Here is a 26,290-nt window from a genome sequence, read left to right on the forward strand (position 1 = left end):
CCTGGCGCGGTTGGTAGTTTGCCGGTGTGTCGGTGTCCCAGCTCTCCACGAGCAGCCAGAACTACCTCAAGGTGGTGTGGGGGCTGCAGGAGTGGAGCTCCGACCCGATCACGCCGACCGCCGTCGCCGAGAAGGCGGGCGTGCGGCTGTCGACCGCCTCGGACGCGATCCGCAAGCTGACCGAGCAGGGGCTGCTCGGGCACACGCCCTACGGCGCGGTGACGCTGACCGAGCGGGGGCGCGCGCACGCCGTCGCGATGGTGCGCCGGCACCGGCTGATCGAGACGTTCCTCGTGCAGGTGCTCGGCTACACCTGGGACGAGGTGCACGACGAGGCCGAGCACCTCGAGCACGCGGTCTCCGACCTCCTCGTCGACCGCATCGACGCCCACCTCGGCCACCCCGACCGCGACCCGCACGGCGACCCGATCCCCTCGCGCGACGGCACCGTGACGCGACCGGACGCCGTCCGGCTCACCGAGGTGCCCGCGGGCGGCTCGGTCGTCGCCGAGCGGATCTCCGACGACGACCCCGACCTGCTGCGGTTCTTCGCCGAGCGCGGCATCGGGGTCGGCGCCGTGCTGCAGGTGCGCGAGGGCGCGCCGTTCTCCGGCGCGGTCGAGGTCCTCGTCGAGGGCGGTGACGCGCCGGTGCCCCTGGGGCGCCCGGCGACCGACGCCGTCTGGGTCACGCCGGCCGGCTGACCAGCTGCCGTCGGCGGCGCGCGGCCGCCACGCGCGCGGCGAGCACCCCGCGGCGGGGCGCCAGCAGGTAGACGAGCGCGAACGCCGCACCCTGGGCGAGCACCACCATCGGACCGGTCGAGGTGTCGAGGTGGTAGCTGGCACAGACGCCGGTCACGCCGCACACCAGGGCGATCGCGGGCGCCACCAGGAGCATCACCTGGAACCTGTCGGTCAGCAGGTAGGCGGTGGCGCCGGGGATGATGAGCATCGCGACGACCAGCACGACCCCGACCGCCTGCAGCGCCACGACGGCGGTCAGGGCGAGCAGGCCGAGCAGCAGCGCGCTCAGCCGCCGCGGGTTCAGCCCGATCGCGTAGGCGTGCGTGGGGTCGAAGGCGAGCAGCGTGAGGTCGCGCCGCTTGAGCAGCAGCACCGCGAGCACCAGCGCGCCCAGGACGACGACACCGACGAGGTCGGACCGGGAGACGCCGAGCAGGTTGCCGAAGAGCACGTGGTTGAGGTCGGTCTGGCTCGGCGTCACCGACACCAGCACGAGCCCGAGCGCGAACAGCGTCGTGAACACGATGCCTATCACCGCGTCCTCCTTGACCCGGCTGGTCGAGCGCACCACCCCGATGAGGGCGACCGCGAGGAAGCCGAGCGCCGCCGCCCCGATCGACAGCGGGATCCCGAGCACGTGCGCGAGCACGACCCCGGGGAGCACCGAGTGCGACACCGCGTCGCCCATGAGCGACCAGCCGACGAGCACCAGCCAGCACGACAGCACGCCGCACACGACCGAGGCCACGACCGCGGTCGCGAGCGCGCGCTGCATGAACTCGTAGCTCACCGGCTCCAGCAGCAGGTCGATCACGACGCCTCCCCCCGCAGCGGGTCGAGCCCGAAGGCGAGCGCGAGGTGCTCGGGGCGCAGCACGTCCTCGACGGGCCCGTGGCGCAGCACGCGCCGCATCAGCAGCACCGCCTCGTCGGCGAGCCCGGGCAGCGCGTGCAGGTCGTGGGTCGCGACCAGCACGGTGGCGCCGCCCGCGGCGAGCTCGCGCAGCAACCGGGTGATCGTGGCCTCCGAGCGCTTGTCGACGCCCGCGAACGGCTCGTCGAGCAGCAGCACGGTCGCGCCCTGCGCGAGCCCGCGCGCCACGAAAGCGCGCTTGCGCTGACCGCCGGAGAGCGCGCCGATCTGGCGCTCGGCGAGGTCGGTGAGCTCGACCCGTGCGAGCGCGTGCGCGACGGCCTCGCGGTCCGCCGCCCGCGGGCGCCGGGTCGGCCCCATGCGGCCGTAGCGACCGGTCATGACGACGTCGCGCACCGAGAGCGGGAAGTCCCAGTCGATGTCCTCGGTCTGCGGCACGTAGCCGACGACGCCCTGGCGGCGTGCGACGTCGGGAGGGACGCCGTCGACCGCGACGGCGCCGGTGTCCGGGCGGACGAGACCGGTGACCGTCTTGAGCAGCGTCGACTTGCCCGAGCCGTTCATGCCGACGAGGCCGCACACCCGGCCGTGCCCGACCGCGAGCGTCGCGCCGTCGAGCGCGAGCACGTCGCCGTAGTGGACGGTGACGTCGCGGACGTCGACGGCGGCGCTCACCCGGCCCCTCCCGCCAGCGCCGTGACGATCACCTCGACGTCGTGGCGGACGAGGTCGAGGTAGGTGGGGACGGGGCCGTCGGGCTCCGAGAGCGAGTCGACGTAGAGGGTGCCGCCGAACGCGGCGCCGGTGGCGTCGACCACCTGCTGCATCGGCCGCGCGGAGACGGTCGACTCGCAGAACACCGCCGGCACGCCCGTGTCCTCGACGAGCTCGATGACCGCCGCGACCTGCGCGGGCGTCGCCTGCTGCTCGGCGTTGACCGGCCAGATGTAGGCCTCGGTGAGGCCGGCGTCGCGCGCGAGGTAGGAGAACGCGCCCTCGCACGTGACGAGCGTGCGGTGGGAGGGCGGCAGCTCGGCGAGCGCGGCGACGAGATCGTCGTGCACCGCCTGCAGCTCGGCGGTGTAGGCGTCAGCGTTCGCCTGGAAGGTCGCGGCGCCGTCGGGGTCGAGCTCGGTGAACGCCTCGACCATGACCTCGACGTAGGAGATGACGTTGAGCGGGCTCATCCACGCGTGCGGGTTCGGCGTGCCTGCGTAGGCGTCGGAGGCGATGTCGATCGGCTCCACCTTCTGGGACACCACGACGTGCGGCACGTCGAGGTCGGTGACGAACTGCTCGAACCAGGCCTCGAGGTGGAGCCCGTTGTCGAGGATCAGGTCGGCGTCGCTGGCGCGCGCGACGTCGCTCGGCGTCGGCTCGTACCCGTGGATCTCCGCGCCCGGGCGGGTGATCGACTCCACGCGCAGCCGGTCGCCGGCGACGTTCGCGGCGATGTCCGCGAGCACGGTGAACGTCGTGAGCACGACCGGCCGGTCGTCGTCGGGCTCGCCCGCGCCGGCGCCGCCGCAGCCGGCGAGCAGCAGAGCCAGCAGCACCGTCGTGAGCCCTGCGACCGCGGAGCCGGCCGACCGCACCCCTCGCACCTGTGCCTCCGGTGGGTAGAACTACCAACTTCGGCTCAACGTAGTTCGGTGCGACGGGTTTGCCAAGTCCCCCTGGCCGGTGGGGCGAGTGGCGGATATCCGTCGCTCGATGCCGACGTCCAGCACCGCAACCGCGTGCACCGGCATCGAGCGCCCGTTCTCCGCCGCCGGAGACGACGAGACCCCCGGGCGCCACGAGGCGGCCGGGGGTCGTCGAGGAGAAGGCGCTACGCCGTCACCACTCCCGGTGCTCGGGGATGAGGGTGCCGGGGTTGAGGTTGCGCTTCGGGTCGACCGAGCGCAGCAGCCCGACCATCGTGTCGACGCCCGCGACCGAGATGTCCTGCTCCAGCCACGGGGCGTGGTCCGTGCCGACGCCGTGGTGGTGGGACAGCGTGCCGCCGCCGTCGATGAACGCCTGCTGGATGGCGCGCTTGACGACGTCGTACTGCTCGAGGAAGTCGCCGTCGGGGTTGGGCGGGAAGCCGAACGTGAAGTACAGGCACGCACCCGCGTGATAGCTGTGCGACAGGTGGCACATGACGTACCCCTTGACGCCGATCTCCTCGAAGGCCGCGTTGGTCGCCTTGATCGCGCGATGGTAGACCTCGCCCAGCCGCTCCCACGGCGCCGCGGTCTCGCTGACGTCGCCGACCGCACCGCGGTCGAGCAGGAAGTCGCGGATGTAGGGGGTGTCGAACTTCTTCTGGTCGTACAGCGCACCGGGGCCCTTGCCGAGCTTGATGCCGCCGTTCTTGGCGATGATCTTCCCCACCGTCGACTTGTCGGCGCGCACCTTGGCGGCGCCGCCCTCGTAGCCGATGTAGGAGATGCAGACCTTGTCCATGTCCCAGCCACGCTTGGCGAGCAGGTCGAACAGCAGCGGCCCGACCTTGCTGCTCAGCGACGAGGACTCCTTGCGGGTCGCGAGCGAGAACCCGGTCTCGTTCGCGTCGGAGACGCGCGTGATCGACGGCGTCGCGTCGGAGACCGAGATGTCGTGCATCGCCTTGAGACCCGCCGCCCAGTTGGGGAACAGGTAGGCGATGACCTCGCGGTTCTCCGGCAGCCGGTGCACGTGCACCCACGCCTCGGTGATGACGCCGAGGCGACCCTCGGAGCCGAGGATCATCTCGCGCACGCTCGGCCCGGTCGACGTCGACGGCAGCGGGCGGAGCACGAGCACCTTGCCGGGCTGCACGACGCGCATGCCGCGCGTGATGTCGGCGATGTCGCCGTAGCGGTCGGACTGCATGCCCGAGGAGCGGGTCGCGATCCAGCCACCGAGCGTCGAGTGCTTGAACGAGTCGGGCTGGTGGCCCATCGTCCAGCCGCGCGGGTTGAGCTGCGCCTCGATGTCCGGGCCGAGCCCACCGGCCTGGATGCGGGCGAGGCCGGAGCCCTCGTCGATCTCGAGCACACGGTTCATGCGGCCCATGTCGAGCGAGATGATCTGGCGCTCCTCCCGCGCGGGCGGGGTGAGGCTGCCGGAGATGTTGGAGCCGCCGCCGAACGGGATGAGGACGGCGTCGTGCTCGACGGCGAGGTCGACGACCGCCTGCACCTCGGCCTCGGTGGCCGGGTAGACGATGACGTCCGGCACGCGCGGCAGGTGGCCGGCGCGGACCCACACGAGGTCGCGCATGCCCTTGCCGTAGGTGTGCACCACCCGGTCCATGTCGTCGGTGACGACGTGGTGGTCGCCGACGGCGGCCCGCAGGGCTGCGCCGAGCTCGTCGCTCAGCCGCGACGCGGGGACGTCGATGTCGTCGAAGTCCGGCGGCGGGGTGCCGGGCTGGGAGAGATCGATGCCGATCTTCTCCAGCACGAACGGGGCGAAGTGGGGCTTGTCCTCGTGGTGGAAGGCGATGCCCTCGACACCCCACCCCCACCACTTCTGGTGCGTCACGTCTGTCATGCGTGCTCCTGCTCCTCCTGCCGGGTGCGGGCCTTGACGGCGGGTCGTGGTGCGTCGCCGGAGGCTGGTCTCGTGGCTCGCCGCCGGCGCACCGGGGTCGTCACGAGGCGTCCTCCGCCGCGTCGAGGTGACGGCCGCGGCGTCGCGTCCGGTCCTCGTCGTGGATGAGCACGGTCGTCGACTGGGTGGTGTACATCGCGCGGACCCGGTTCTCCACGCGTGCGTTGAAGTCCGCGAGCGACTCGCCGGCGCGCACCCGCAGCGGCTTGCCGATCAGCAGCTTGACGGGCGGCCGGCCGGGCTTGGGCCAGTTGCGGCCGACGGGCATCGCCTCGTGCGCGCCCACGATCGCGACCGGCACCACCGGGACGCGCAGGGCGCGGGCGAGCGCCGCGGCGCCCGGCTTGAACGACTTCATCACGCCGTCGCGCGAGCGGGTGCCCTCGGGGAAGATGCACAGCGGCACGCCCGAGCGCAGCAACGAGACGCTCAGCCCGGCGTTCTTCGACTTCCGGCCGCCGCGGTCGACGGGGTAGGAGTTGAAGAACAGCCCGACGAGGTTGCTGCGGATCTTGTTGTTGTAGAAGTAGTCGCCCGCGGTGGCGGTGGCCAGGTCGCGCGTGAGCGAGTAGGGCAGGTACGACAGCATCGTCGCGGCGTCGAGGTGGCTGGAGTGGTTGCCGACGACGATGAACGGCGCCTGCAGACCCTCGACGTTGCGCTCGCCCTCGACCGTGACGCTCACCTCGGCGGCGATGACCGCCTTGAGGATGACGCGCTGGCAGATCCGCCGGACGGCGCGGTGCCAGGCCCAATGGTAGCGGTCGGTCGGTCGTCGGCTCACCGGGCGGCCCCCTTCCGCAGCTTCGCGGTCGCCGCGCGCACGAGCGGTCGCGGCGCGATCCTGATGAGGAAGGCGAGGACGGCGAACCGCTTGGACGGCATCGAGCGGTTCTTGCCGGCGTCGATCGCGTCGAGCGCGTCCCCGACGAGCCGGTCGGCGTCGAGCCACAGCCAGTCGGGGATCTTCGAGGTGCGGATCTCGGCGCGGTCGTGGAACTCGGTGCGCACCCAGCCCGGGAGCAGCGTCAGCACCCGGACGCCGGTGCCCTCGAGCTCGAGGCCGAGGGCGTCGGAGAACGTGTTCACCCAGGCCTTGATCGCCGAGTAGTTGTTCTGCGCGATGAGCCCGGCGACCGACCCGACGTTGATGATGACGCCGTGCCCGCGCTCGGCCATCGCGGCGGCGCCACGGCCGCCGAGCACCAGCACCGCACGCACCATGACGTCGAGCGCGCGCAGGTGGACGGTGAGGTCGCGCTGCGCGATCGGGTCGTGGAGGCCGTGCCCCGCGTTGTTGACGAGCACCTCGATCGGGTCGGAGTCGGAGACGAGCCGCTGCGCGACCCGCTCGGTGTCGTCGCGGTCGGAGAGGTCGGCGCTCATCGTCTGGACGTCGACGCCGAAGCGGCGGTGCAGCTCCTCCGCGGTCGCCTCCAGCCGGGCGGGGTCGCGCGCGACGAGCAGCAGGTCGCAGCCGCGGGCGGCGAGCGCGCGTGCGAAGGCGAGCCCGATGCCGGACGTGCCGCCGGTGACCAGGGCGCGGCCGCGGAGCGGGGACCCGGTCATGACCGGCTCCGGGTGGGCAGCGACCCCGTGAGGCCGCCGACGACGCTGCGGGCGATCGTGCCGAAGCGACTGTCCGCCACGGTGGTCCACGACTCCACGGCCCAGCGCTTCTCGCGCGCGTACCGGTACAGGCTGGCGTCGGGGTTGACGACGGTCGGGTGCCCGAGGAGCTCGAGCCAGGGCCGGTCCGCGTAGGTGTCGCCGTAGCCGTAGGACCCGGTGAGGTCCATGCCGTGGTCGCGCGCGTAGCGGCGCAACCAGGTGGCGCGCGCCTCGTCGACGAGCGGCGAGATCGCGAGGTGCCCGGTCCAGCGACCCTGCGCATCGGTCTCCATCGAGCCGGCGACCACCTCGTCGAACAGGTGCGCGATCGGCTCGACGAACACGTCGATCTGGCCCGTGATGAGCACGAGCCGGTGCCCGGCGGCGCGGTGCGCCTCGATGCGCTCGAGCGCCTCGCGCAGCATCCGCGACCGCAGCAGCGGCGCCACCTTGGTCGCGACGAGGCGCCTGAGCTCGGCCTCCTCGGTGCCGGCGTAGCGGCGCATGAAGGAGCGGATGAAGTCGCCGCGGTCGCGCTGCTCGGCCTGCAGATAGACCATCGACCGCCCGACCATGCCGGAGACGTCGACCAGCGCCTTGTGCGGGCCGCGCGCCATCTCGACCCACACGTAGGTCTCGAGCAGGTTGGCGGCCGCGATCGTGCCGTGCAGGTCGAACACCGCGAGCACGTCGCTGCGCTGCGGCAGCCCGGCGCCGCCGGCGCTGACGGGACGGTGCCGCTGCTCGCGGGCCCGCATCAGGCCGGGCACGTTGGGGATGTGCACCTGCTGCAGGTAGTACGGCCAGTCGATCGCCGTGACGTCGAAGCCGTGCTCGGCCTTGCGGTCCTCGGGCAGCGCGTCGTGCAGCGCACGCGTGCGGGCGTCGTCGAAGACCACCTCGGTCTGCGTGTACGGCTGGTAGAGGTCGGTGAACTTGCGCAGCGTGCGCAGGTCCCGCTTGGCCTTGTAGATCCCGGAGATCCAGGTGCGGGTGGTGTCGTTGGCCGGCAGCCGCCCGACGAGCTTGTCGGCGACCTCGACCGCGACCTCGCGGCGGCGCAGGCTGCGCTCGACGGCGGGTCCGTTCGGGAACGTCCAGTTCGGCACCTGCACCCGGCTGCCCTCGTCGTCGAGCAGCGGGTGCTCGCGGAAGTAGTCGCGCACGAGCCGGATGACCTCGCCGAAGCGCAGCGGGTTCCGCAGCCCGGAGCCGACCTGGTAGTACTGCGCGTCGCCGGGCGCGGGCGGCACGGCCGCGGCGGCGAGGATCGCGTTGACGACGTGGTCGACCGGGATGACGTCGAGGATCGTGTCGTGCAGCGCCGGGAACTCCGGCAGCATGCCGCGGCCGTAGGCCGCGATCAGCGGGTCGGCGACCTTGAAGCCGTCGATCCAGCCCGGGTAGGGGTGGGCGAGCGAGGACTCGATGATCGTGGGCCGCACGACCGAGAGCCGGTGCTCGGCACCCCACAGCTCCTCGGCCACGCGCTCGCCGAGCGCCTTGGTGAAGGTGTAGACGTCGGGCCAGCCGAGCGAGAGCGCGCGCGTGCGCCCGGCCTCGACGAGTCGGTCGTTCACCCACGCCTTGCGGGCGTCCTCGGCGGCGGTGGCGACGGCCTGCGCGCCGGCGCGGCGGTGCGTGGCGCGCGCCTGCGCCAGCAGCGGCTTGAGCACGTCCGGCCGGCGGGACGCGGCCTCGGCCTCGTCGCGGGCCGCGAGCGCACGGGCGGTCTCGAGCCGCCGGTCGATCGTGTGGTCGAGCGAGCGCTCCTCGGAGACGCCCTTGCGCAGCCCGGCGACGTAGCAGGTGGACACGTGCACCACGTGCGGGTCGGAGCCCGATCGCAGCAGCGCCTCGTACAGGCTGACCGGGCCGTCGACGTTGGCGGCGAAGGCCTCGTCGATCGGCAGGTCGAAGGAGACCGAGGACGCGGAGTGGATGACGACGTCGATGTCGCCCGGCAGGTCCGGCACGTCGCCCAGGTCGCCGGAGAGCGCGGTGACGCGACGGGCGACCTCCGCGTCCGCGGTCTCGGCACCGACCTTCTCGCGCCAGGCGGAGAACACCGGCTTGCGCATCAGCTTGTCGACGCGCATCTGCGCCGTGAGCGCACCGCGGGGCCGGACGAGCACCGTGATGCGCGTGCTGGGGTAGGCCGAGAGCAGCTTCTCGAGGACCGCCTGGCCCACAAAACCGGTCGCCCCTGTCAGCAGGACATGGGCGTTGCTCAAGGGATCCGACACCGAACGCACTTTACGCGGGTGGGCGCGGTTCCGCCGACCCCTCCCCGGGCCGACGGCCGGGCTCCGCACGAGCGCTCAGGAACGCGTGCAGCGCCGCGGCCGCCTCCAGCAGCGCGAGGCTGCGGCGGGCGAGGTCGGACAGCCGCGCGTCGAGGAGGTCCTGGGCGTCGCGGGTCGTGCGGTGCCGGGCGAGCTCGTCGAGCACGCGGGCGATCGTCGGGACGGGGTAGCCGCCGGACCGCAGCGCCGCGACGACGCGGGCCGCCGCGACCGCGGGCGGGTCGTAGCGGCGCGCCGCGGCCGCACGGCGTGGTGCGAGCAGCCCGGCGCGCTCCCAGTGGCGCAGCGCCGAGGGACGGACGTCGAGCGCCTGCGCGAGCTCGCCGATCGTCATCGCATCGCCCTCCACCGCGGGGAGGTCGGGCTCGCCGACCACGACGGCGAGGCCGCGCAGGGCCTCGACCACACGAGCCCGCTCTCGCGCGAGCGAGGCGTGCAGCTCGTCGACCTGCCCGGCCGCCTCGGCGAGCGGGCTCGTGCGCAGCACCGGCAGCAGCCGCCGGGCCGGCTCCGGGCCGATGGCGGCCGCGAGCGCCCGGTAGGCGCGGAGCACGACGACGTGCTCCTTGGTCCATCGACGGTACCCGTTGGGGTCGCGCGCGGCGGGCGGCAGCACCCCGAGCCGCTCGAGGTCGCGCACCTGCTGCGGCGAGTAACCGACCAGCCGACCGAGGGCGGTGCTTGTGAGGCGCTCTGTAGGGTTCGGCATCGTCTCCGCCCGTGATCTCGCCGATCGTGGCCGGTCAGATCCACACATGGAGGTGAACCTCACGATAGAGGGATGGAGATCGAGCAGGTCATCGAGACGGTCCGCGGGCTCGACGGCGCCCTCGTCGTGCAGCCCGCCGAGGGCGACGGGTCGCCGACGCTCGCGTGGGGCGACACGTTCCTCTACCACGCGCCCGACGGCGTCGTGCCCGAGCGCACCCAGCCCTGGGCGACGATCACGACCAAGGACTACCCGGGCGACGAGGCGTCCCGGCTCGGGCCGGGCCGGTTCCGGGTCAACGTCCACGTGGGGCGCGACCGCGCCGCCGAGGTCGTGAGCACCGAGGACCCGGCCGAGGTCGACGCGATCGCCGCGCACCCCGCGTACGGGGCGCTGGGCTGGGTGTCGATCGTCAACCCGGGCGAGCGCACCGCCGCGACCCTGCGGCGACTGCTCCACGAGGCCCACGAGGCGACCCGAGCCCGGGCCGCGCGCCGGGAGCGGGCCCGCTCGTGACCTCGGTGCAGACCCTCGAGCTACCGGAGCGGCGGCTGCTGGCCGGCTGGGCCGCGGCGTGCGCCGCCCGGGTGCTGCCGATCTACGAGGCGGAGGCCGACGACCCCCGCGTGCGGGACGCCGTCGAGCGCGCCGAGCGGTTCGCCCGCGGCGAGCTGGACGCCGCGGGCGAGATCCGCCGGCGGCTGGAGGCAGGGCGGGCCGCGCACGCCGCACGCACCGCGGCCGGGAGGGCGGCTGCCCGGGCCGCGGCGCAGGCAGCGGCGGTGGCGCACATGGGCGCCCACGCCCTCGGTGCCGCCGGATACGCCGTGCGGGCACGCGCGCTCGCCGAGCCGGACCGGCCCGACGCCGCCGCGACCGAGATCGCCTGGCAGCTCGCGCAGCTGACCGGGCCGACCCGACGCGCGCTGCGGGCGCTGCCCGCGGTCGGCACGCACACCAGCGGCCCGCTGGGGCCCGGGCTGCTCGCCTCGGGCGCGCTCGGGGAGGTGGTGCGCGAGCTGCAGGCGCGGGTCGCGGCCCCGTGACGCGTCATCGCGGGCCGAGCAGCTCCTCGGCGACGACGTCCCAGTCGATGCCGGACCCGTGGGCCCGCTCCGCCCGGCGGGAGGCGTCGCGCATGAGGGCGGGCAGCTCGCTCGGCACCCCGGCCTCCTCGCTGGCTGTGAGGATGTGCTCCTGGAACGCCAGGCACATGCCGAGGCGGGCGTCGCCGGTGCGGTAGGTCCGCTCGGTCGCCGACGCCGCGAGCCCCGGGAGCGAGCCGTTGAGCGTCTCGGTGATCGCCTGGGCGTAGGGCAGGAAGCGCGCCGGTGTGACGCCCTGCCGGCCGACGAGGGCGGCCGCGTGCATGAACGCGTACATGCCGGCGAAGTAGATGTCGAGCATCGCCAGGTCGAGCACGGGCGGCACCGCGTGATCGCTGCCGACGACGTCGGCGGTGCCGCCGAGCGGCGTCAGCGCGGCGGTCGCGACCGTGACGTCGTCCTCCTCGCCCGCGTAGAGGACGAGGCAGTCGTCGGTGCCGACCATCGGGGTGGGGACCATGACGGCGCCGGTCACGTAGCGCACGCCGAGCGCCTCGGCGTGCCGCGCGGACCGGGTCGCCTGGTCGGGCGAGCCCGTGGAGACGTTGACGAGCACCGCGCCGTCGAGGTGCGGCGCGACGGTCTCGAGCAGCGCGCGGCTGGCGGTGTGGTCGCGCACGCAGACGACGACGAGGTCGGCGCCGGCGACGGCGGCCGCGGGGTCGTCGGCGAGCTCGATCGGCGCGGGCGAGCCGTCGCGCTCGACGTCGGCGAGCCCGTGCTCGGCGAGGGTGCGCGGGGTGCGGTTCCAGACGCGGACCCGGCTGCCCCCGGCGGCGAGCGCGCGGGCGAGCGCGACACCCATCGGGCCCAGCCCGAGCACGGCGACCGTGGTGGTGGTAGCGGTCATGCGTCCATGCTGGGTCCGGTGCCGATGTCGCACCAGTACGCACAATCATGTGGGTACCGACCCGGAGGTGAGCCCCATGAGCAGGGACGCGCAGGAGTGCGGTGTCAACGTCGTCATCGGCTTGATCGGCTCGAAGTGGAAGCCGTCGATCCTGTGGCGGCTCGACGAGGGCGACCACCGGTTCGCCGAGCTGCGCCGCGGCGTCGGCGGCATCACCGAGAAGGTGCTCACCGACCAGCTGCGCGAGCTGGAGCGGGACGGCCTGGTGAGCCGGACGGCGCACGAGGGCTTCCCGCTGCGGGTCGACTACGCGCTGACGCCGCTGGGCGAGCAGCTCAACGCCCTGCTCGACCCGCTGGCGGAGTGGGGCGACGCCTACGGCGCGGGCGCGCTCGCCGAGGTAACAGGCGGCTGACCTCCGGCTCGATCACACAGGGCTCGTAGCCGCCAGGCTCGACGAGCGCGACGTGGGCCTCGTCGGGCTGCTGCCCGACGTCGAGGTGGCCGGCACCGAGATCGAGCGCTCGAGCGACGATCTCCTGCTGGTCGGACGGGCTGGCGCTGGTCAGGTGCAGGTGCATCGGGTGGCGGGCCTGCGGCGGGGCGTCGTCGTCGACGAACCGGAGGCCCAGCTGAGAGCCGGCCCCGGGCGGGTGGGTCGAGGCAGCACCAGGGTCCAGGATGATGTGGGGCCCGTCCGGAGGTGAGAGGCATGGCGCACGCGCAGGAGACCGCCGAGCTCTCCCGCGCCCTCGACCTGTTGCACGGCGGCAGCAACCTCTTCCTCACCGGCCGGGCCGGCACGGGCAAGTCGACGCTGGTGCGGCGGTTCGTCGCCGAGACCCGCCGACAGGTGGTGGTCGCGGCGCCGACCGGGATCGCGGCGCTGAACGTCGACGGCTACACGCTGCACCGGCTGTTCGGGTTCCGGCCCGACACCGCGCTCGCCGACGTCCGCACCGGGCGGTACCACCCGGGCCGGTTCGCCGAGACGATCGCCGGGCTGGAGACGCTCGTCATCGACGAGGCGTCGATGGTGCGGGCGGACCTGCTCGACGCCGTCGAGGCCGCGCTGGCGCGGTACGGGCCGCGCCGCGGCGAGCCCTTCGGCGGCGTGCAGGTGGTGCTGGTGGGCGACCTGTTCCAGCTGCCGCCCGTGGTGCCGCCCGGCGAGGCCGGCCACGTGCTGGAGACCTACCCGACGCCGTACTTCTTCTCCGCGGACTGCTACCGGCCGGAGGAGTTCCCGACCGTCTCGCTGACGACGGTGTTCCGGCAGCAGGGCGACGACCGGCTGACGGCGACCCTCAACGCGATCCGCGAGGGCACCCTGCTGAGCTCGGCGCGGCACGACCTCGACGCCCGCGTCGAGCCCGACTTCGAGCCGCCCGACGGCGAGATGTGGCTGACCGTCGCGCCCACCAACCGGATGGTGCAGGCGCGCAACACCGCGCGGCTGGCGGCGATCGAGGAGCCCGAGATCGTCCACCACGCGTGGGCCAGCGGGGACCTCGAGGGGTTCGAGCCGCCGGTGCCCGACCTGCTGCGGTTCAAGGTCGGCGCCCAGGTGATGCTCGTGAGCAACGACCCCTCGGACCGGTGGGCGAACGGCACGCTCGGCACCGTCACGGGGTGGGACCCGGACGAGGCCGAGGCCCGGGTGCGGCTGCAGAACGGGCGGGCGGTCGCCGTCGGGCACCACACGTGGGACGTCACGCGCCCGGTGGTGCGGCAGGGGACGCTGCGCCGCGAGGTGGTCGGTACCTACACGCAGCTGCCGTTCACGCTCGCGTGGGCGATCACGATCCACAAGAGCCAGGGGCAGACGATCGACCGGCTGGTCGTCGACCTGCGCGGCGGCACCTTCGACTTCGGCCAGCTGTACGTGGCGCTGAGCCGCTGCACCTCGCTGGACGGGCTTGTGCTGCGGCGCCCGGTGCTGCCCAAGGACATGAAGACCGACCGGCGGGTGGTGCGGTTCCTGCGCGAGACCACCGGTGCCCGGGTGGGGCAGCGGCGCTGCGCGATCGGGCTGCTCACCGTCGGGGAGGAGGGCATGCGGTCGCGGCCGCGGCCGGTCGAGCTGGCGGTGGCCTTCGACGACGGCTCCGCGGTGAGCACGCTCGTCAACCCGCAGCGCGACCTCGCCGACGCGCGCGGCGCGTACGGCATCGGGGTCGACGACGTGCTGCTCGCGCCGACGCTCGCGCAGGCGTGGGCCGTGCTCGCGCCGCTGCTGGAGGGCTGGACGCCGGTGGGGCCCGACGTCGACCGCACCATCGGGCTGCTGGACCACGAGCTCAAGCGGCTCGGGCACGTGGTGCCGCTACCGCTCGGCGTCGAGTGCCGCGGCCCGGTGCAGGGCCGGACGGCGCTGCAGCGTGCGCGCTCGGCGCTCGCGCTCGCCGAGGGCACGACCGGCGCCGCCGCGACCGCGTTCGAGCGGGCCGAGGAGCTGCCCGACGCGGGCATGCTGGTGAGCCGCGACACCGACGTGAGGGCGCCGAGCACGACCGAGCTGCCGATGCTGAGCGCCTACCTGGAGCTCAGCCGCCGGCTCGGCCCGGCGCTGCTGGGCGCCGAGCCGGACGCGGCGCTGCCCGACGACGCCGACACCGGGCCGGCGCGCGCGGTCGTGGCCGCGCAGCTGCGCGAGGCGGCGGCCGCGACCCCGCTGACGCCCGAGGTGGTGCGACGGCTGCGGGCGGTCGAGCGCACGCTCGGGACCGTGGTGCTGGACGAGGACGTGCTGGCCGAGCACGCACGCCCCGAGATCGACGCCGTGCTCCTCGCCGGCGCCCGCGTGTGCTTCACCGGGACGATCCACCTGCCCGACGGCGGCGCGCTCGACCGCGACGAGGTCCACGACCTCGCCGAGCGTGCCGGGCTACAGCCGGTGCGCACGGTCACGAAGACCCGCTGCGACGCCCTCGTCGTCGCCGAGGCCGGCACCCAGAGCGGCAAGGCCCGCCGCGCGCTCGAGCTCGGCACCCCGGTCTACACGGCCGAGGAGTTCCTCGCCTGGGTCGGCGACCGCGTCCCCGCGTGAGGACCGCCCACCGAGCACGAGGTCAGGTGGCGACGGCGGCCGCCGGTGCGGGACGCCGTCGGGCGCCGCGGCGGTACCAGGCGGCGAGCAGCGCGACCGCGAGGAGGATCTCGGCGACGTCGCCGCCGTAGTACATCCACAGCGCGGCCTGCTGCATGGTCGCGGCGTGGGCGTCGTGGTGGGCGTGGATCTCGGCGCGCGCGTAGAGCAGGGTGGCGAGGTAGGCGTGCGCACCGGCCGCGGCGACGAGCACGGCGAGCCGGACCGCGAGCCGCGGCCGCCGCGGGCCCGGCCCCTGGCCGAGGACCGCCCACGTGAACAGGCACCCGGCGAGCAGCATGTGCGCGAGCACCAGCGCGTGCAGCCACGGCCGGGTCGCGGTGGCCTCGAGCAGCGGCGTCAGGTAGAGCACGAACAGGCCACCGACGTCGAGCAGCGCCGCCGTGACCGGGTGCGCGAGCACGCGTACCACCGGCGACCGCAGCACGCGGGCAAACCGTCGCGCACCCACCCGAGGCAGGGCGGAGAGCACGAGCTCGACGGGCGCCGCCAGCACCAGCGCGAGCGGCGCGTACATCGCGAGCAGCAGGTGCTGAGCCATGTGGGCGCGGTGGTCGTCGTGCACGAGCCCGGCCAGCGGCGGGCTGAGCGCCACCACGACCGCGAGCGCGCCCAGCAGCCACGCGACGGTGCGCGCGACCGGCCACGCCGGCAGCCCGGCGGGACGGCGCCGCAGCGCGGTGCCGTAGCCGGCGAGCAGCCCGCCGACCACGAGTGCCGGCGCCCACCAGGTCACCCGGACCCCTCGCCGTCGAGGTGGCGACGGCGGGCGGTCAGCACGAGCGCGGCGCCCGCCACCAGCAGCAGCACCGCGGCGAGGTTCCATCCCAGGTCGTAGGGCAGCAGCTCGACGTCGTAGCGGACCTGGTGGACCCGCAGCACCTTGTGGTTGACGAGACCGTCGAAGAGCTGGAAGCCACCCGCGCCGAGCAGAAGGCCGCCCCACGCGGACCGGCGCACGAGCGCGCGGCGGCGGTGCAGGTCGGCGAGCAGGAACCCGCCGGCGACGAGCGCGACGAGCTGGGCGGCGTGCAGCAGGCCGTCGGAGAGCAGCGCGAGCTGCGGCGTGCCGCGGTCGTAGAAGTGGTGCCACGCGAGCAGCTGGTGGAACACGATCTCGTCGACGGCGGCCATGGCGCCGACGCCGACGAGCGCCGCGGACCAGGCGCTTGCGGCGGGGCTCGGGGCGCGGGCCGTCGGACACCTCAGGCCGTCCAGGCGAGCAGGTCGTCGGCGCTCATCGTGTTGACGATGCGGTCGCGCGGGATGCCGAGGTCGGCGACGCGCGCGCAGCCGTAGTCGAGGAAGTCGAGCTGGCCCGGCGCGTGGGCGTCGGTGTCGACGCTGAACAGGCAGCCGGTCTCCAGCGCGAGCTCGACGAGCCTGGTCGGCGGGTCACGCCGCTCCGGGCGGGAGTTGATCTCGACCGCGACGTCGAAGCGGCGGCACGCCTCGAACACGATCTCGGCGTCGAACGTCGACTCCGGGCGGAAGCCGCGGCCGGTGAGCACGCGCCGCCCGGTGCAGTGCCCCAGCACGTCGACGCGCGGGTTGGCGATCGCCCGCACCATCCGGCGGGTCATCGGCTCGGACTCCATGCGCAGCTTCGAGTGCACCGAGGCGACGACGACGTCGAGCTGGTCGAGCAGCTCAGGCTCCTGGTCGAGCGAGCCGTCGTCGAGGATGTCGACCTCGATGCCCGTGAGCACCCGGAAGGGCGCGAGCTCGGCGTTGAGTGCGGCGACCCGGCGCAGCTGGTCGCGCAGCCGCTCGGGCGAGAGCCCGTTGGCGACGGTGAGGCGCGGCGAGTGGTCGGTGAGCGCGATGTACTCCAGGCCGGTCTCGATCGCGGCGGCGGCCATGTGCTCGATCGGGGAGCCGCCGTCGGACTCCTCCGAGTGGGTGTGCAGGTCGCCGCGGATCCACGACCGCACCTCGGCGGCGCCGTCGGCGAGCGGACCCGCGCCCGCCTCGAGCTCGGCGAGGTAGGCGGGGACGCCGCCGTCGAGCGCCTCCTGCGCGATGCGCGCCGTCTTGGCACCGATGCCGGCGAGCGAGGTCAGCTCGCCCGCGGCGGCGAGCCGGGAGACCTCGACCGGGCCGATGCGCTCGAGGGTGTCGGCGGCGCGGCGGTAGGCACGGATGCGGTGGGTCTCGGCGAGCTGGCGCTCCAGCAGGAACGCGATGCGACGGAGCGCGGCGACGGGATCCACCCGTCCATCCTGGCAGCGGCGCTCGCTGCGGACCCGGACAACCGGGACCGACACCGACGTCAGCCCGGCAGCAGGACGCCGTTGCGGGTGCGCTCGAGGAACGTGCGGATCGTGTCGCGGCTGCGTGACAGGCACGCGATCCGGCTCTCGAGACCGCTGAGCTCGGTCGCGAGCATCTCGGCGACCTCGCGGGGGCACGTCGGCTGCTGGCTCGCGGCGGCGTCCTCGGCGTCGAGGAGGACCTTGACGAGCCGGGTCGGCAGTCCGGAGCGGACCAGCCCGGCCACCCGCTGCACGCGCTCGACGTGCTCCTCGCGGTAGGAGCGGTAGCCGTTGTCGGCGCGGTCCGGCGCGAGCAGGCCCTGCTGCTCGTAGTACCGGATCAGGCGCGGTGCGACGCCGGTGCGCTCGGCGACCTCGCCGATCTTGAGAGCCGTGCTTGACATTGACATCAGTGTCAGACTCTAGCGTCGAGCGCATGACGACGCAGACGTCTCCCGTCCCGACCGGCACCGGCCTGCCGTGGCCCGCGCTGCTCACGCTCGGCGCCGCCACCCTGGTGATGGTCACGGCCGAGATGCTCCCGACCGCCCTGCTGCTGCCGATGAGCGCCGGTCTCGGCGTCTCGGAGGCGCTCACGGGCCAGCTGGTGGCGGTGTGGGCGCTGGCCGTCGTGGTCGTGAGCCTGCCGCTCGCGCACGCCACGCGCCGCATCGACAGGCGAGCGCTGGTCGTCGCGGGGCTGCTGGGGCTGGCGGTGTCGTCGGTGCTGACCGCGCTGGCACCGAGCTACGGCATCGCGCTCGGCGCGCGGCTCGTCGGGGCGGCGGCGGTGGGGCTGCTGTGGGCGACCGCGAACGCGCACGTCGCCGATCTCGTGCCCGAGGAGCAGCTCGGCTCGGCGGTCGCGGTCGTCCTCGGCGGCGCGACGCTCGGCATGGTCGTCGGCACGCCCGCGGCGCGCCTGGTCGCGGACCTGACGAGCTGGCGGACGGCGTTCGTCCTGCTCGCCGTCGCCGTGGTGGTCATCGCCCTGCTCGTGCGCGCGCTGGTGCCGACCCGGCCACGGCTCGCGACCTCCGCCGACGGCGCCGCGCGCAGGCCCGCGGGGCCGCTGGGCCCGGTGCTCGCCGTCATCGGCCTGGTGGGGCTGCTGCTGGTCGGTCACTACGCCGTCTACACGTTCATCACCCGGATCGGCGAGCCGGCCGCGGGGCTGCTGCCCGGCGGCGTCGGCACCCTGCTGCTCGCGTTCGGGCTCGCGTCCGCGGCCGGCATCGTGGTCGCCGGCCGGCTCTCCGGCCGCACGACGGTCGCCCTCGTCGGGTCCGCGGCGGCGACGGCCGCCGGGCTGCTCGCGCTGGCGTGGGCGGGCCACGCCGGCTTCGGCCTCGTCGCGATCCTCGCGCTCGGCGTCGCGAGCGGCGCTCTGCCGCCGCTCGCGCAGACCGAGATCCTGCGACGGGCGGGCACCGGCCGTCGGGACCTCGCCGCCGCGCTGATCCCGGTCGTCTTCAACGGCGGCATCGCCGTCGGCGCAGCGACGGCGAGCCTCGTCGTCGTCCAGGCCGGCGTCGCGGCGCTGCCGGTCCCGGCCGCCGGGATCGCCGCCGTCGCGGCGCTCGGGCTCGCGGTGTCGACGGTACGACGGAGCCGCCGTCAGCGGCCGCGCACGTCGGCGATCGCCTCGGCGACCAGCGCGACGCCCTCGGCGATCGCGCGCTCGCCGATCGAGGAGTAGCCGAAGATCAGCGCGTCGCGCCCGGCGGGGCTCATCCGGTGCGGCCGGAGCCCGGCGATGCCGACGCCGCGGGCGCGGGCAGCGGCGATCACGGACTCCTCGTCGAGGTCGGGCGGGAGCCACGCCACGAGGTGGATGCCGGCGGAGACGCCGGTCGGCTCGAGGTCGGGGAGGCGCTCGCGCAGCGCGGCGAGCAGCACGTCGCGCCGGCGCCGGTACACCGGGCGCATCCGGCGCAGGTGCCGGTCGAGCTCGCCGCGCTCCAGGAAGTCGGCGAGCGCGAGCTGCTCGATCGACGACGACCCGCGGTCGGCGAGGATCTTGGCGTCCGCGACGGCGTCCGCCAGGTCGTGGGGGACGGCGAGCCACCCGAGCCGCAGCCCGGGCGCCAGGGTCTTCGACACCGAGCCCGCGTGAACGACATGGTCCGGCGCCAGCCCCTGCATCGCCCCGATCGGCGCCCGGTCGTAGCGGTACTCGGCGTCGTAGTCGTCCTCGACGACGAGCGCACCGCGACGCACCGCCCACTCGATCACCGCCGCACGCGACTCGGGCGGCAGCACCGCGCCGAGGGGCCACTGGTGCGACGGCGTCAGCACGACCACGTCGGCGTCGGAGGCCGCGAGCGCGGCGACGTCGGCGCCGTCCTCCCCGACGGGGATCCCGACGACCTGCAGGCCGAGCGCCCGGGCGACCTGGACGGCGTCCTGCGACGTCGGGTCCTCGACCGCGAGCCGGCGCGCCCCCCGCGCGGCGGCGGCGTGCAGCACGAGCGAGACGCCCTGCGCGAAGCCGCTGCAGATCACCATGTGGTCGGGGTCGATGTCGGTGCCGCGCACCCGGTTGAGGTAGCCGGACAGCGCGTCCCGCAGCTCCGGCGAGCCGCGCCCGTTGAGGTAGCCGAGCCGGTCGCCGGGGGCGTCGTTCAGCACGCGCCGGACCGAGCGCAGCCAGGCCGCGCGCGGGAAGCTGGAGACGTCGGCACGGCCGTAGCCGAAGTCGATCCGTGGCCGCGACGGGGGTGCGGGCCGTGGGGTCGGGCGCGGTGGCCGCGCCCCCGCCGCGACGTAGGTGTAGCCGCCGCCGCGGCTGCTCAGGTACCCCTCCGCCGTCAGCTGCTGGTACGCCTCGACGACGGTGCCGCGCGAGACACCGAGGTCGGCGGAGAGCGTGCGCGTCGAGGGCAGCGCGGCCCCGAGCGGCAGCCGGCCCGAACGGATCGCGTCGCGGATCGCGGTCTCGATCTGGCGGTGCAGGGCGACCGGTCGGTCGCGGTCGAGGTCGAGGTGCAGCGCTCCGGTGATCACCGAACCGGTCCGAGATCCGCCCACCCCACTGGACCTTAACCGGCGGACCAGTCGCTGTCAGTCTCCTCGGCATGGCTGACCGAGCACGGCTGACCGCGCTCACCGACGGCATCGTCGGCGAGCGCGTCTTCCCCGACGACCCCCGCTACGACGACCTCCGCACGGTGTGGAACGCGATGATCGACCGGCGCCCGCGACTCATCGTGCGCTGCACGACCGTGGCCGACGTCGTCGCGAGCGTGCGCGCCGCGCGCGAGCTCGACCTCGAGATCGGTGTCCGCTGCGGCGGGCACAGCGTGCAAGGGCACGGCGTGCCCGAGGACGGGCTGATGATCGACCTCACGCCGATGGGTGGCGTGCTCGTCGACCCCGCACGACGCGTCGCCTGGGTGCAGGGAGGAGCGCTGCTGGGTGCGCTCGACGTCGCCGCGCAGCAGCACGGGCTCGCGACGACCGCCGGCAACGTCTCGCACACCGGCGTCGGCGGGCTCACGCTGGGCGGCGGCATGGGCTGGCTCGCCCGTCAGCACGGGCTGGCCTGCGACAACGTCATCTCCTACGAGGTGGTCACCGCCTCGGGCGAGGTCGTGCGCGCGAGCCGCGACGAGCACCCCGACCTCTACTGGGGGCTGCGCGGCGGCGGCGGCAACTTCGGGGTCGTCACCGAGTTCGAGTTCCGGCTGCACCCCGTCGGCACCCGGGCGCTGTCGGTCGAGCTCGACCTGCCGGTCGAGCAGGCCGCGGGGGCGATGCGCGCCTGGCGCGACCTGAGCGCGACGGCGCCCCGGCAGGCGACGTTCACCGCGTTCGCGGCCGGCGACGTCGTCACCCTCGGCTTCGTGTGGGTCGGCGACCCGGCCGGCGGGTACCGCCTGCGGCAGACGTTCGGGGCGCTGGGCACCCCGCTGGCCGAGCGCACCGAGGAGCTGTCCTACCTCGCGCTGCAGACGCGCGACGACACCGTCGGCGGGCACGAGTACCGGCGCTACTGGAAGGGCCACCTGCTGCCGGACCTGAGCGACGCCGCGATCGACGCGATGCTCGGCCGTGGCGGGCAGACCGAGCTGCTCCCGAGCTGGAGCCTGCAGGCCTACGGCGGTGCGATCTCCGACGTCGGCGAGGACGAGACACCGTTCAGCCACCGCGACAGCAGGTTCGAGTACATCGCGGGCGCCCGGTGGGAGGACCCGGCCGAGGACGCCGAGCGGATGGCCGTCGCGCGGCGGTGCGCGGCCGCCGTCGAGCCGTTCGCGGCGGGCGTCTACGTCAACGCGCTCGGCGACGTCGACGCGGCGGGCGTGCGGCGCGCCTACCCGCCCGCGAAGCTCCAGCGGCTCACCGCCGTCAAGGACGCCTACGACCCCGACAACGTGTTCCGCCTCAACGCCAACATCACGCCGTCACGGGTACGCGACGGCGCCGACGTCATGTGAGGTGACCGGCCGGTTCCCAGCACGGGGTCGGTGCGCGGTCCTAGCGTGACGTCATGGACCTGACCTTCGTCGGCACGCTCGACCACGGCACGGTGCTCGACGCCGTCGACGAGATCGGCCCGCTCGTGCGCGCGCCCGAGGTGGCGGCCGCCTGGTCGCAGGAGTCGGCGCTGCCCGGGATGACGGTCGGCGGCCTCACCCGCCACCTGGTCAGCCAGCCCGAGACGGCGGTGGACTTCCTCGGGATCCCCGTGCCGGCCGAGGCGCCGCGGCCGTCGCTGCTGGCCTACGCAGCCTCCTGGGACTGGCTGGACGCGCCCGTCGGCCACGAGGCCAACATCTCGATCCGGGACGAGTTCAACGCGATGGGTCGGGCGGGTGCGCGGGACTCGGTCGAGGCGCTGGACTCCGCGGCCGCGCGGCTCCCGGCGGCGCTCGCGAGCGCCGGTCCGCTGACGTTCGTGCCCTGGCAGCAGGTCGCCATCCCCACCGAGGACTTCCTCGTGGTGCGCCTCATGGAGATCGTCGTGCACGCCGACGACCTCGCGGTCAGCGTGGGGCTGCCGACGCCGCGTTTCGCCGACGCCGCCGTCGAGCCGGTGACGCGGCTGCTGCTCGCGCTGGCGTCGAGGCGGCACGACCAGCCCGCACTCGTACGCGCGCTGTCGCGGGCCGAGCGGGGCGGCCCGATCTCGGCCTTCTGACGCGGGCGGGCCGGGCGACCCGGGGCTGGCCGACCCCCAGCTCCGCGAGCAGGACGGTCGCGGAGCTGGGGCCACGCCGGAGCCGGTCGAGGACGTCGAGCCGCAGCTGGTGCGACAAGGCCTCGAACGTCGTCTCCATGCTGTCCACAGAGGTCGCGCGGCGCGGTCAGGGCAGCTGCGTGAACTCCCGCACCTCGACGGCGTGGGTCCAGGCCATCGGGTGCCCGGCGGCGACCTCGATGGCGTCGGCGAGCGAGTCGGCCTCGATGACGTCGAGCCCGGCGATCACCTCGCCCGCCTCGGTGAACGGGCCGTCGGTGCGGTGGATCTTGCCGCCGCGCACGCGCACGGTCTGCGCCTGCGCGGCCGGCACCAGCGGGTCACCGGTGACGTAGCGGCCGGCGTCGATCAGGCGCTGCGCCCACGCCTCGACGTCGGGCGCGCCCTGGTGGTCCTCCTCGCTCGCCGGGACCGTCGTGTCGGTGGTGATCAGCAGCAGGTACTTCGGCATCGTGCTCTCCTTCGTGGGTGTCGGACACCGTGGTGACGCCGACCACCGCCGGAACTCGACAAACGCAGGGCAAGGGGCTCGACGGACGCGAGACGACGAGTCGAACCACACGCGGAAGCCCCGACCACGCTCCGCCCACCCTGGCACCACCACCCCTGGTTTCACCGCACTTTGCAACACGGCCCACTTTCACCGCACTTTGCAACACGGCCCTCTTACACCGCACTGTGCAACACCGCCACGGCATCACGCCTGGGCACCGCGTCAAGAAGTGCGCCGATAGCAGGTGTTCCAGAGTGCGGTGAATCCGCGTGATGTTCCAAAGTGCGGTGAAACCGCGTGGTGTTGCAAAGTGCGGTGAAAGTGGGGTGGGGGTCAGGCGTAGGTGCGGGGCTGGTTGGGGGCCTCGCGGGCGGCGCGCTCGCCGGGGACCGGGACCGCCCACCGCACCGCGTTGGCGAGCACGCGGCGCACCTGCGGGTGGAAGTACACCGGGTACTCCTGGTCGCCGGGGGAGAAGTAGAAGACCTTGCCGCGGCCACGCCGGAACGTCATGCCGGAGCGGAACAGCTCGCCGCCGGCGAACCAGGACGCGAACACCAGCTCGTCGGGCGGTGGCACGTCGAAGTGCTCGCCGTACATCTCCTGCGCCTCGATGACGAACGGCTGCTCCACCCCGACGGCGATCGGGTGCGTCGGGTCGATCGTCCACACGATCTCCCGCTCGCCCTCGTTGCGCCACGACAGCCCGCAGGTGGTGCCCATGAGCGCCTTGAAGATCTTCGAGTAGTGGCCGGAGTGCAGCACGATGAGGCCCATCCCGCCGAGCACGTGGCGCTGCACGCGCGCCACGACCTCGTCGGAGACCTCGTCGTGCTTCATGTGCCCCCACCACAGCAGCACGTCGGTGCGGGCGAGCACCTCCTCGGTCAGGCCGTGCTCGGCGTCGTCGAGGGTGGCGGTGCCCACCTCGACCTCGTCGCCCAGCAGCTCGACCAGCCCGCCGGCGATCGCGCCGTGGATGCCGGCGGGGTAGAGCGCGGCGATCTCCGGCTGCGTCTGCTCGTGCCAGTTCTCGTTCCACACCAGGACTCGGGTCGTCACAGGTCAGCCCTTCAGCTCGTCGAGTCGGATCTCGGTCCCGCGCGTGGCGGAGAGGTAGCAGGCCTCGATCACGCGGGTCAGCTCCGCGGCCGGGGCGCCGTCGTGCTCGGGCCAGGTCGCCGGGTCGGCGACCGTGGCCACGAAGTCGTCGACGACGCCCGCGTGCCCGGTGCCGGGCCGCTCGGGCAGCTCGACGTCGTCGACGCCGTCCGGCGCCGCGCCGTGGATGCGCACCACGGTCTGGGGCGCGTAGTCGACGACCTTGAGCTCCGCACCGGCGTCGGTGCCGTAGAGGGTGATCGCGAGCTCGTCGCCGCTGGGGCGGTGGGTCGCCCACGAGGACTCCAGCGCGAGCGAGGCCCCGTTCGACATCCGCAGCAGCACGACCGCGAGGTCCTCGACCTCGTACGCCGAGCCGACGCCCGACTTCTCGGTGGCGGCGCCGCCGAGCCCGCGCGGCCCCAGCTCGGCGTGCGTGACGGCGCTGACCGCCTCGACGCTCGGGCGTCCCATGAGCTGCAGGGTCGCGTCGAGCACGTGCACGCCGAGGTCGATGAGCGGGCCGCCGCCGGCCATCTCGCGGTTGGTGAACCACGAGCCGAGCGTCGGGATGCCCGCGCGCCGCAGCCACCAGGCGCGCGCGTGGTAGACGCGGCCCAGGGTGCCGGCCTCGACCTGCTCGCGCAGCGCGGAGATGTCTCCGCGGTAGCGGTAGTTGAAGGCGACCTGCAGCACCCGGCCGGCCGCACGCGCGGCGGCGACCATCGCGTCGGCCTCGGCGCTGGTGCGGGCCATCGGCTTCTCGGTCAGCACGTGCGCACCCGCCTCGAGCGCCGCGATCGCGACCGGCGCGTGCAGGAACGTCGGTGTCGCGACGCTGACGGCGTCGAGCTCGCCCTGCGCGAGCAGGTCCTGCCAGTCGGCCACCGCGACCTGCACCCCGTAGCGCTCGGCGAGCTCGGCGCGGCGCTCGTCCTCCAGGCCGGCGATGCCGACGAGCTCGACGTCGGGGCGCTCGGCGTAGCGGTTCATGTGCTGCTGGCCGGCCCAGCCCAGGCCGACGACGCCGACGCGCAGCGGTCTCGGCTCGGTCTCGGAGGCTCCGGAGGGGGCGGCGGTCATGGGGCTCCTTCGCTCTCGGTGCCCGCGGCGCGGTCGGCCTCGGGGTCGATCCAGGACTCGATGGTCTCGGGGGCCAGCGCGTGCCGGGCGGCCATGATCGCCGCCCCGAGCGCGCCGGCGTTGGCGTCGCTGCGCGCCGCCACGATCTGCAGGTGCTCGGTGGCCAGCGGCAGCGACCGCCGGTAGACGACCTCGCGCACGCCGGCCAGCAGCTCCTCGCCGGCGCGCGACACGCTGCCGCCGATGACGACGACCGAGGGTCCGAGCAGGTTGACGACGCCGGCGACGACCGCGCCGATCTCGCGCCCGGCGTCGCGCACCAGCTCCAGCGCGGTGCGCTCGCCCGCGCGGGCGAGCGCGGCGACGTCGGCGCCCGTGCGGGCCTCGAGCCCCGCCTCGCGCAGCCGAGCGGCGATCGCGGGGCCGCTCGCGACGTCCTCGAGGTCGCGCACCTCGGTGGCCGGGCGCGGGCTGCCGGGGTGCCAGGGCACGACCACGTGACCCAGGTCGCCGGCCGAGCCGCGCGCGCCGCGCTGCAGGACGCCGCCGGCGACGATGCCGGCGCCGATGCCGGTCGCGACCTTGACGTAGACGAGGTCGTCGGCGTCCGGCCACGACGTCGCGTGCTCGCCGAGCGCGAGCACGTTGACGTCGTTGTCGACCAGCACCGGGACGTCGGTCGCGAGCCGGGCGGCGACCAGCGCCGGGACGTCGACGCGGTCCCAGCCGGGCATGATCGGCGGGTTCACGGGGCGACCGGTCGCGTGCTCGACGGGTCCCGGCAGGCCGAGCCCGACGGCGGCGACGTCGGCGACCGGCCGGCCGACGCCGTCGAGCAGGCCGCGAGCGGTGTCGAGCACGAGGTCGAGCACGGGGTCGGGGCCGTCGGCGATGTCGAGGTCGACGGTGGCCGCCGCCAGCATGCCGCCGGCGAGGTCGCAGACCGCGACGGTGCCGTGGGTGGCGCCGAGGTCGATGCCGACGACGACCCGGGCGACCGCGTTGAACGCCACCCGCGCCGGCGGTCGACCGCCGGAGGAGGCCGCCGAGCCGGCCGGGGCGAGCACGCCCGCGCGCAGCAGCGCGTCGACGCGGGCGGAGACCGTCGAGCGCGACAGCCCGGTGAGCGCGGCGATCTCGGCGCGGGTGCGCGGCTCGCCGTCGAGCAGCAGCTCGAGCACGCCGCCGGGCCCGGGACCGGCGGCGCGTCCACGGCGGGCGGCAGACGGCATCTTTTGAGTACAGCACACCGCACTACTGCTG

General features: G+C 74.4%; 27 protein-coding genes. 8 read left to right on the top strand and 19 right to left on the bottom strand.

Going from position 1 to position 26,290, the window contains the following annotated elements:
- The first annotated feature begins 26 nt into the window (after positions 1–26).
- Positions 27–704 (top strand): metal-dependent transcriptional regulator, encoded by a 678-nt coding sequence (locus GPA02_RS14410; protein WP_156200853.1) that lies wholly within the window; start codon positions 27–29, stop codon positions 702–704.
- Here GPA02_RS14410 and GPA02_RS14415 read toward each other — a convergent pair.
- The 8 genes from GPA02_RS14415 to GPA02_RS14450 all read right to left on the bottom strand — a co-directional run bounded on the left by GPA02_RS14415 (position 688) and on the right by GPA02_RS14450 (position 9,827).
- Positions 688–1,557: a metal ABC transporter permease gene (locus tag GPA02_RS14415; protein ID WP_240134069.1), complete on the bottom strand. Its 870-nt coding sequence runs from the start codon at positions 1,555–1,557 to the stop codon at positions 688–690. The genes GPA02_RS14410 and GPA02_RS14415 overlap by 17 nt on opposite strands.
- Positions 1,557–2,294, bottom strand: a complete 738-nt coding sequence (locus GPA02_RS14420; RefSeq protein WP_156200855.1) for a metal ABC transporter ATP-binding protein — start codon at positions 2,292–2,294, stop codon at positions 1,557–1,559. Before GPA02_RS14420 ends, GPA02_RS14415 begins: the two co-directional genes overlap by 1 nt.
- A complete protein-coding gene (locus GPA02_RS14425; RefSeq protein ID WP_204986627.1) occupies positions 2,291–3,223 on the bottom strand; it encodes a metal ABC transporter substrate-binding protein in 933 nt (310 codons plus the stop codon). Before GPA02_RS14425 ends, GPA02_RS14420 begins: the two co-directional genes overlap by 4 nt.
- Before the next feature lie 235 nt (positions 3,224–3,458).
- Complete coding sequence (locus GPA02_RS14430; protein WP_156200857.1) at positions 3,459–5,141, bottom strand: FAD-binding oxidoreductase; 1,683 nt, start codon at positions 5,139–5,141, stop codon at positions 3,459–3,461.
- 100 nt (positions 5,142–5,241) lie between these two features.
- Complete coding sequence (locus GPA02_RS14435; protein ID WP_156200859.1) at positions 5,242–5,985, bottom strand: lysophospholipid acyltransferase family protein; 744 nt, start codon at positions 5,983–5,985, stop codon at positions 5,242–5,244.
- Positions 5,982–6,770 carry an SDR family NAD(P)-dependent oxidoreductase gene (locus GPA02_RS14440; RefSeq protein WP_156200861.1) on the bottom strand — a complete coding sequence of 263 codons (789 nt, stop codon included), beginning with the start codon at positions 6,768–6,770 and terminating at the stop codon, positions 5,982–5,984. The genes GPA02_RS14435 and GPA02_RS14440 overlap by 4 nt, the downstream gene beginning before the upstream one ends.
- On the bottom strand, positions 6,767–9,058 hold the full coding sequence (locus GPA02_RS14445) for an HAD-IB family hydrolase (protein WP_240134063.1): 2,292 nt from the start codon (positions 9,056–9,058) through the stop codon (positions 6,767–6,769). The genes GPA02_RS14440 and GPA02_RS14445 overlap by 4 nt, the downstream gene beginning before the upstream one ends.
- A gap of 10 nt (positions 9,059–9,068) precedes the next feature.
- Positions 9,069–9,827 carry a MerR family transcriptional regulator gene (locus tag GPA02_RS14450; RefSeq protein ID WP_156200863.1) on the bottom strand — a complete coding sequence of 253 codons (759 nt, stop codon included), beginning with the start codon at positions 9,825–9,827 and terminating at the stop codon, positions 9,069–9,071.
- Between the two features lie 72 nt (positions 9,828–9,899).
- Here GPA02_RS14450 and GPA02_RS14455 point away from each other — a divergent pair, with 72 nt between their 5' ends.
- Both GPA02_RS14455 and GPA02_RS14460 read left to right on the top strand, forming a co-directional pair.
- A complete protein-coding gene (locus GPA02_RS14455) occupies positions 9,900–10,343 on the top strand; it encodes a DUF6194 family protein (RefSeq protein ID WP_156200865.1) in 444 nt (147 codons plus the stop codon).
- On the top strand, positions 10,340–10,873 hold the full coding sequence (locus GPA02_RS14460) for a putative immunity protein (RefSeq protein ID WP_156200867.1): 534 nt from the start codon (positions 10,340–10,342) through the stop codon (positions 10,871–10,873). The genes GPA02_RS14455 and GPA02_RS14460 overlap by 4 nt, the downstream gene beginning before the upstream one ends.
- Before the next feature lie 4 nt (positions 10,874–10,877).
- Here GPA02_RS14460 and GPA02_RS14465 read toward each other — a convergent pair whose 3' ends face one another.
- Positions 10,878–11,783, bottom strand: a complete 906-nt coding sequence (locus GPA02_RS14465) for an imine reductase family protein (RefSeq protein WP_156200869.1) — start codon at positions 11,781–11,783, stop codon at positions 10,878–10,880.
- Between the two features lie 76 nt (positions 11,784–11,859).
- Here GPA02_RS14465 and GPA02_RS14470 point away from each other — a divergent pair, with 76 nt between their 5' ends.
- Positions 11,860–12,198: a winged helix-turn-helix transcriptional regulator gene (locus GPA02_RS14470; RefSeq protein ID WP_156200871.1), complete on the top strand. Its 339-nt coding sequence runs from the start codon at positions 11,860–11,862 to the stop codon at positions 12,196–12,198.
- Here the strand turns inward: GPA02_RS14470 and GPA02_RS18845 are convergent.
- Positions 12,119–12,469, bottom strand: coding sequence for a VOC family protein (locus GPA02_RS18845; RefSeq protein WP_162457792.1), 351 nt, complete (start codon positions 12,467–12,469; stop codon positions 12,119–12,121). The two genes, GPA02_RS14470 and GPA02_RS18845, sit on opposite strands and share 80 nt — an antisense overlap.
- Before the next feature lie 26 nt (positions 12,470–12,495).
- Between GPA02_RS18845 and GPA02_RS14480 the strand changes: the two genes are divergently transcribed.
- Positions 12,496–14,832: an AAA family ATPase gene (locus GPA02_RS14480; protein WP_156200875.1), complete on the top strand. Its 2,337-nt coding sequence runs from the start codon at positions 12,496–12,498 to the stop codon at positions 14,830–14,832.
- Between the two features lie 22 nt (positions 14,833–14,854).
- On the opposite strand, the gene GPA02_RS14485 is transcribed toward GPA02_RS14480, so the two are convergent.
- From GPA02_RS14485 to GPA02_RS14500, 4 genes are all read right to left on the bottom strand, one after another.
- Complete coding sequence (locus GPA02_RS14485) at positions 14,855–15,628, bottom strand: cytochrome c oxidase assembly protein (protein WP_204986628.1); 774 nt, start codon at positions 15,626–15,628, stop codon at positions 14,855–14,857.
- On the bottom strand, positions 15,625–16,026 hold the full coding sequence (locus GPA02_RS14490) for a DUF2243 domain-containing protein (protein ID WP_156200879.1): 402 nt from the start codon (positions 16,024–16,026) through the stop codon (positions 15,625–15,627). The genes GPA02_RS14485 and GPA02_RS14490 overlap by 4 nt, the downstream gene beginning before the upstream one ends.
- Positions 16,027–16,097: 71 nt before the next feature.
- Positions 16,098–17,105, bottom strand: coding sequence for a PHP domain-containing protein (locus tag GPA02_RS14495; RefSeq protein ID WP_156200881.1), 1,008 nt, complete (start codon positions 17,103–17,105; stop codon positions 16,098–16,100).
- Between the two features lie 59 nt (positions 17,106–17,164).
- On the bottom strand, positions 17,165–17,551 hold the full coding sequence (locus GPA02_RS14500) for a MerR family transcriptional regulator (protein ID WP_156200883.1): 387 nt from the start codon (positions 17,549–17,551) through the stop codon (positions 17,165–17,167).
- 32 nt (positions 17,552–17,583) lie between these two features.
- On the opposite strand from GPA02_RS14500, the gene GPA02_RS14505 reads away from it, so the two are divergent.
- Positions 17,584–18,846 (top strand): MFS transporter, encoded by a 1,263-nt coding sequence (locus GPA02_RS14505; RefSeq protein ID WP_156200885.1) that lies wholly within the window; start codon positions 17,584–17,586, stop codon positions 18,844–18,846.
- Here GPA02_RS14505 and pdxR read toward each other — a convergent pair.
- Positions 18,765–20,177, bottom strand: coding sequence for a MocR-like pyridoxine biosynthesis transcription factor PdxR (pdxR, locus tag GPA02_RS14510; RefSeq protein ID WP_170296855.1), 1,413 nt, complete (start codon positions 20,175–20,177; stop codon positions 18,765–18,767). The two genes, GPA02_RS14505 and pdxR, sit on opposite strands and share 82 nt — an antisense overlap.
- 47 nt (positions 20,178–20,224) lie before the next feature.
- On the opposite strand from pdxR, the gene GPA02_RS14515 reads away from it, so the two are divergent.
- Together GPA02_RS14515 and GPA02_RS14520 are read left to right on the top strand one after the other, a co-directional pair.
- Positions 20,225–21,586: an FAD-binding oxidoreductase gene (locus GPA02_RS14515; protein ID WP_156200887.1), complete on the top strand. Its 1,362-nt coding sequence runs from the start codon at positions 20,225–20,227 to the stop codon at positions 21,584–21,586.
- Between the two features lie 53 nt (positions 21,587–21,639).
- Positions 21,640–22,290: a maleylpyruvate isomerase N-terminal domain-containing protein gene (locus tag GPA02_RS14520; RefSeq protein WP_156200889.1), complete on the top strand. Its 651-nt coding sequence runs from the start codon at positions 21,640–21,642 to the stop codon at positions 22,288–22,290.
- Positions 22,291–22,456: 166 nt separating this feature from the next.
- Here the strand turns inward: GPA02_RS14520 and GPA02_RS14525 are convergent, their stop codons facing one another.
- The 4 genes from GPA02_RS14525 to GPA02_RS14540 form a co-directional block, all read right to left on the bottom strand.
- Complete coding sequence (locus GPA02_RS14525) at positions 22,457–22,801, bottom strand: YciI family protein (protein WP_156200891.1); 345 nt, start codon at positions 22,799–22,801, stop codon at positions 22,457–22,459.
- A 375-nt stretch (positions 22,802–23,176) separates the two neighbouring features.
- The gene (locus GPA02_RS14530; protein ID WP_156200893.1) at positions 23,177–23,905 is read right to left on the bottom strand and encodes a ThuA domain-containing protein; all 729 of its coding nucleotides are present in this window, start codon (positions 23,903–23,905) and stop codon (positions 23,177–23,179) included.
- Between the two features lie 3 nt (positions 23,906–23,908).
- A complete protein-coding gene (locus tag GPA02_RS14535) occupies positions 23,909–25,027 on the bottom strand; it encodes a Gfo/Idh/MocA family protein (RefSeq protein WP_156200895.1) in 1,119 nt (372 codons plus the stop codon).
- On the bottom strand, positions 25,024–26,259 hold the full coding sequence (locus GPA02_RS14540; RefSeq protein ID WP_156200897.1) for an ROK family transcriptional regulator: 1,236 nt from the start codon (positions 26,257–26,259) through the stop codon (positions 25,024–25,026). The genes GPA02_RS14535 and GPA02_RS14540 overlap by 4 nt, the downstream gene beginning before the upstream one ends.
- Between the last annotated feature and the right edge of the window lie 31 nt (positions 26,260–26,290).

Source organism: Actinotalea caeni, from assembly GCF_009733795.1.
Classification (GTDB): Bacteria; Actinomycetota; Actinomycetes; order Actinomycetales; family Beutenbergiaceae; genus Pseudactinotalea; species Pseudactinotalea caeni.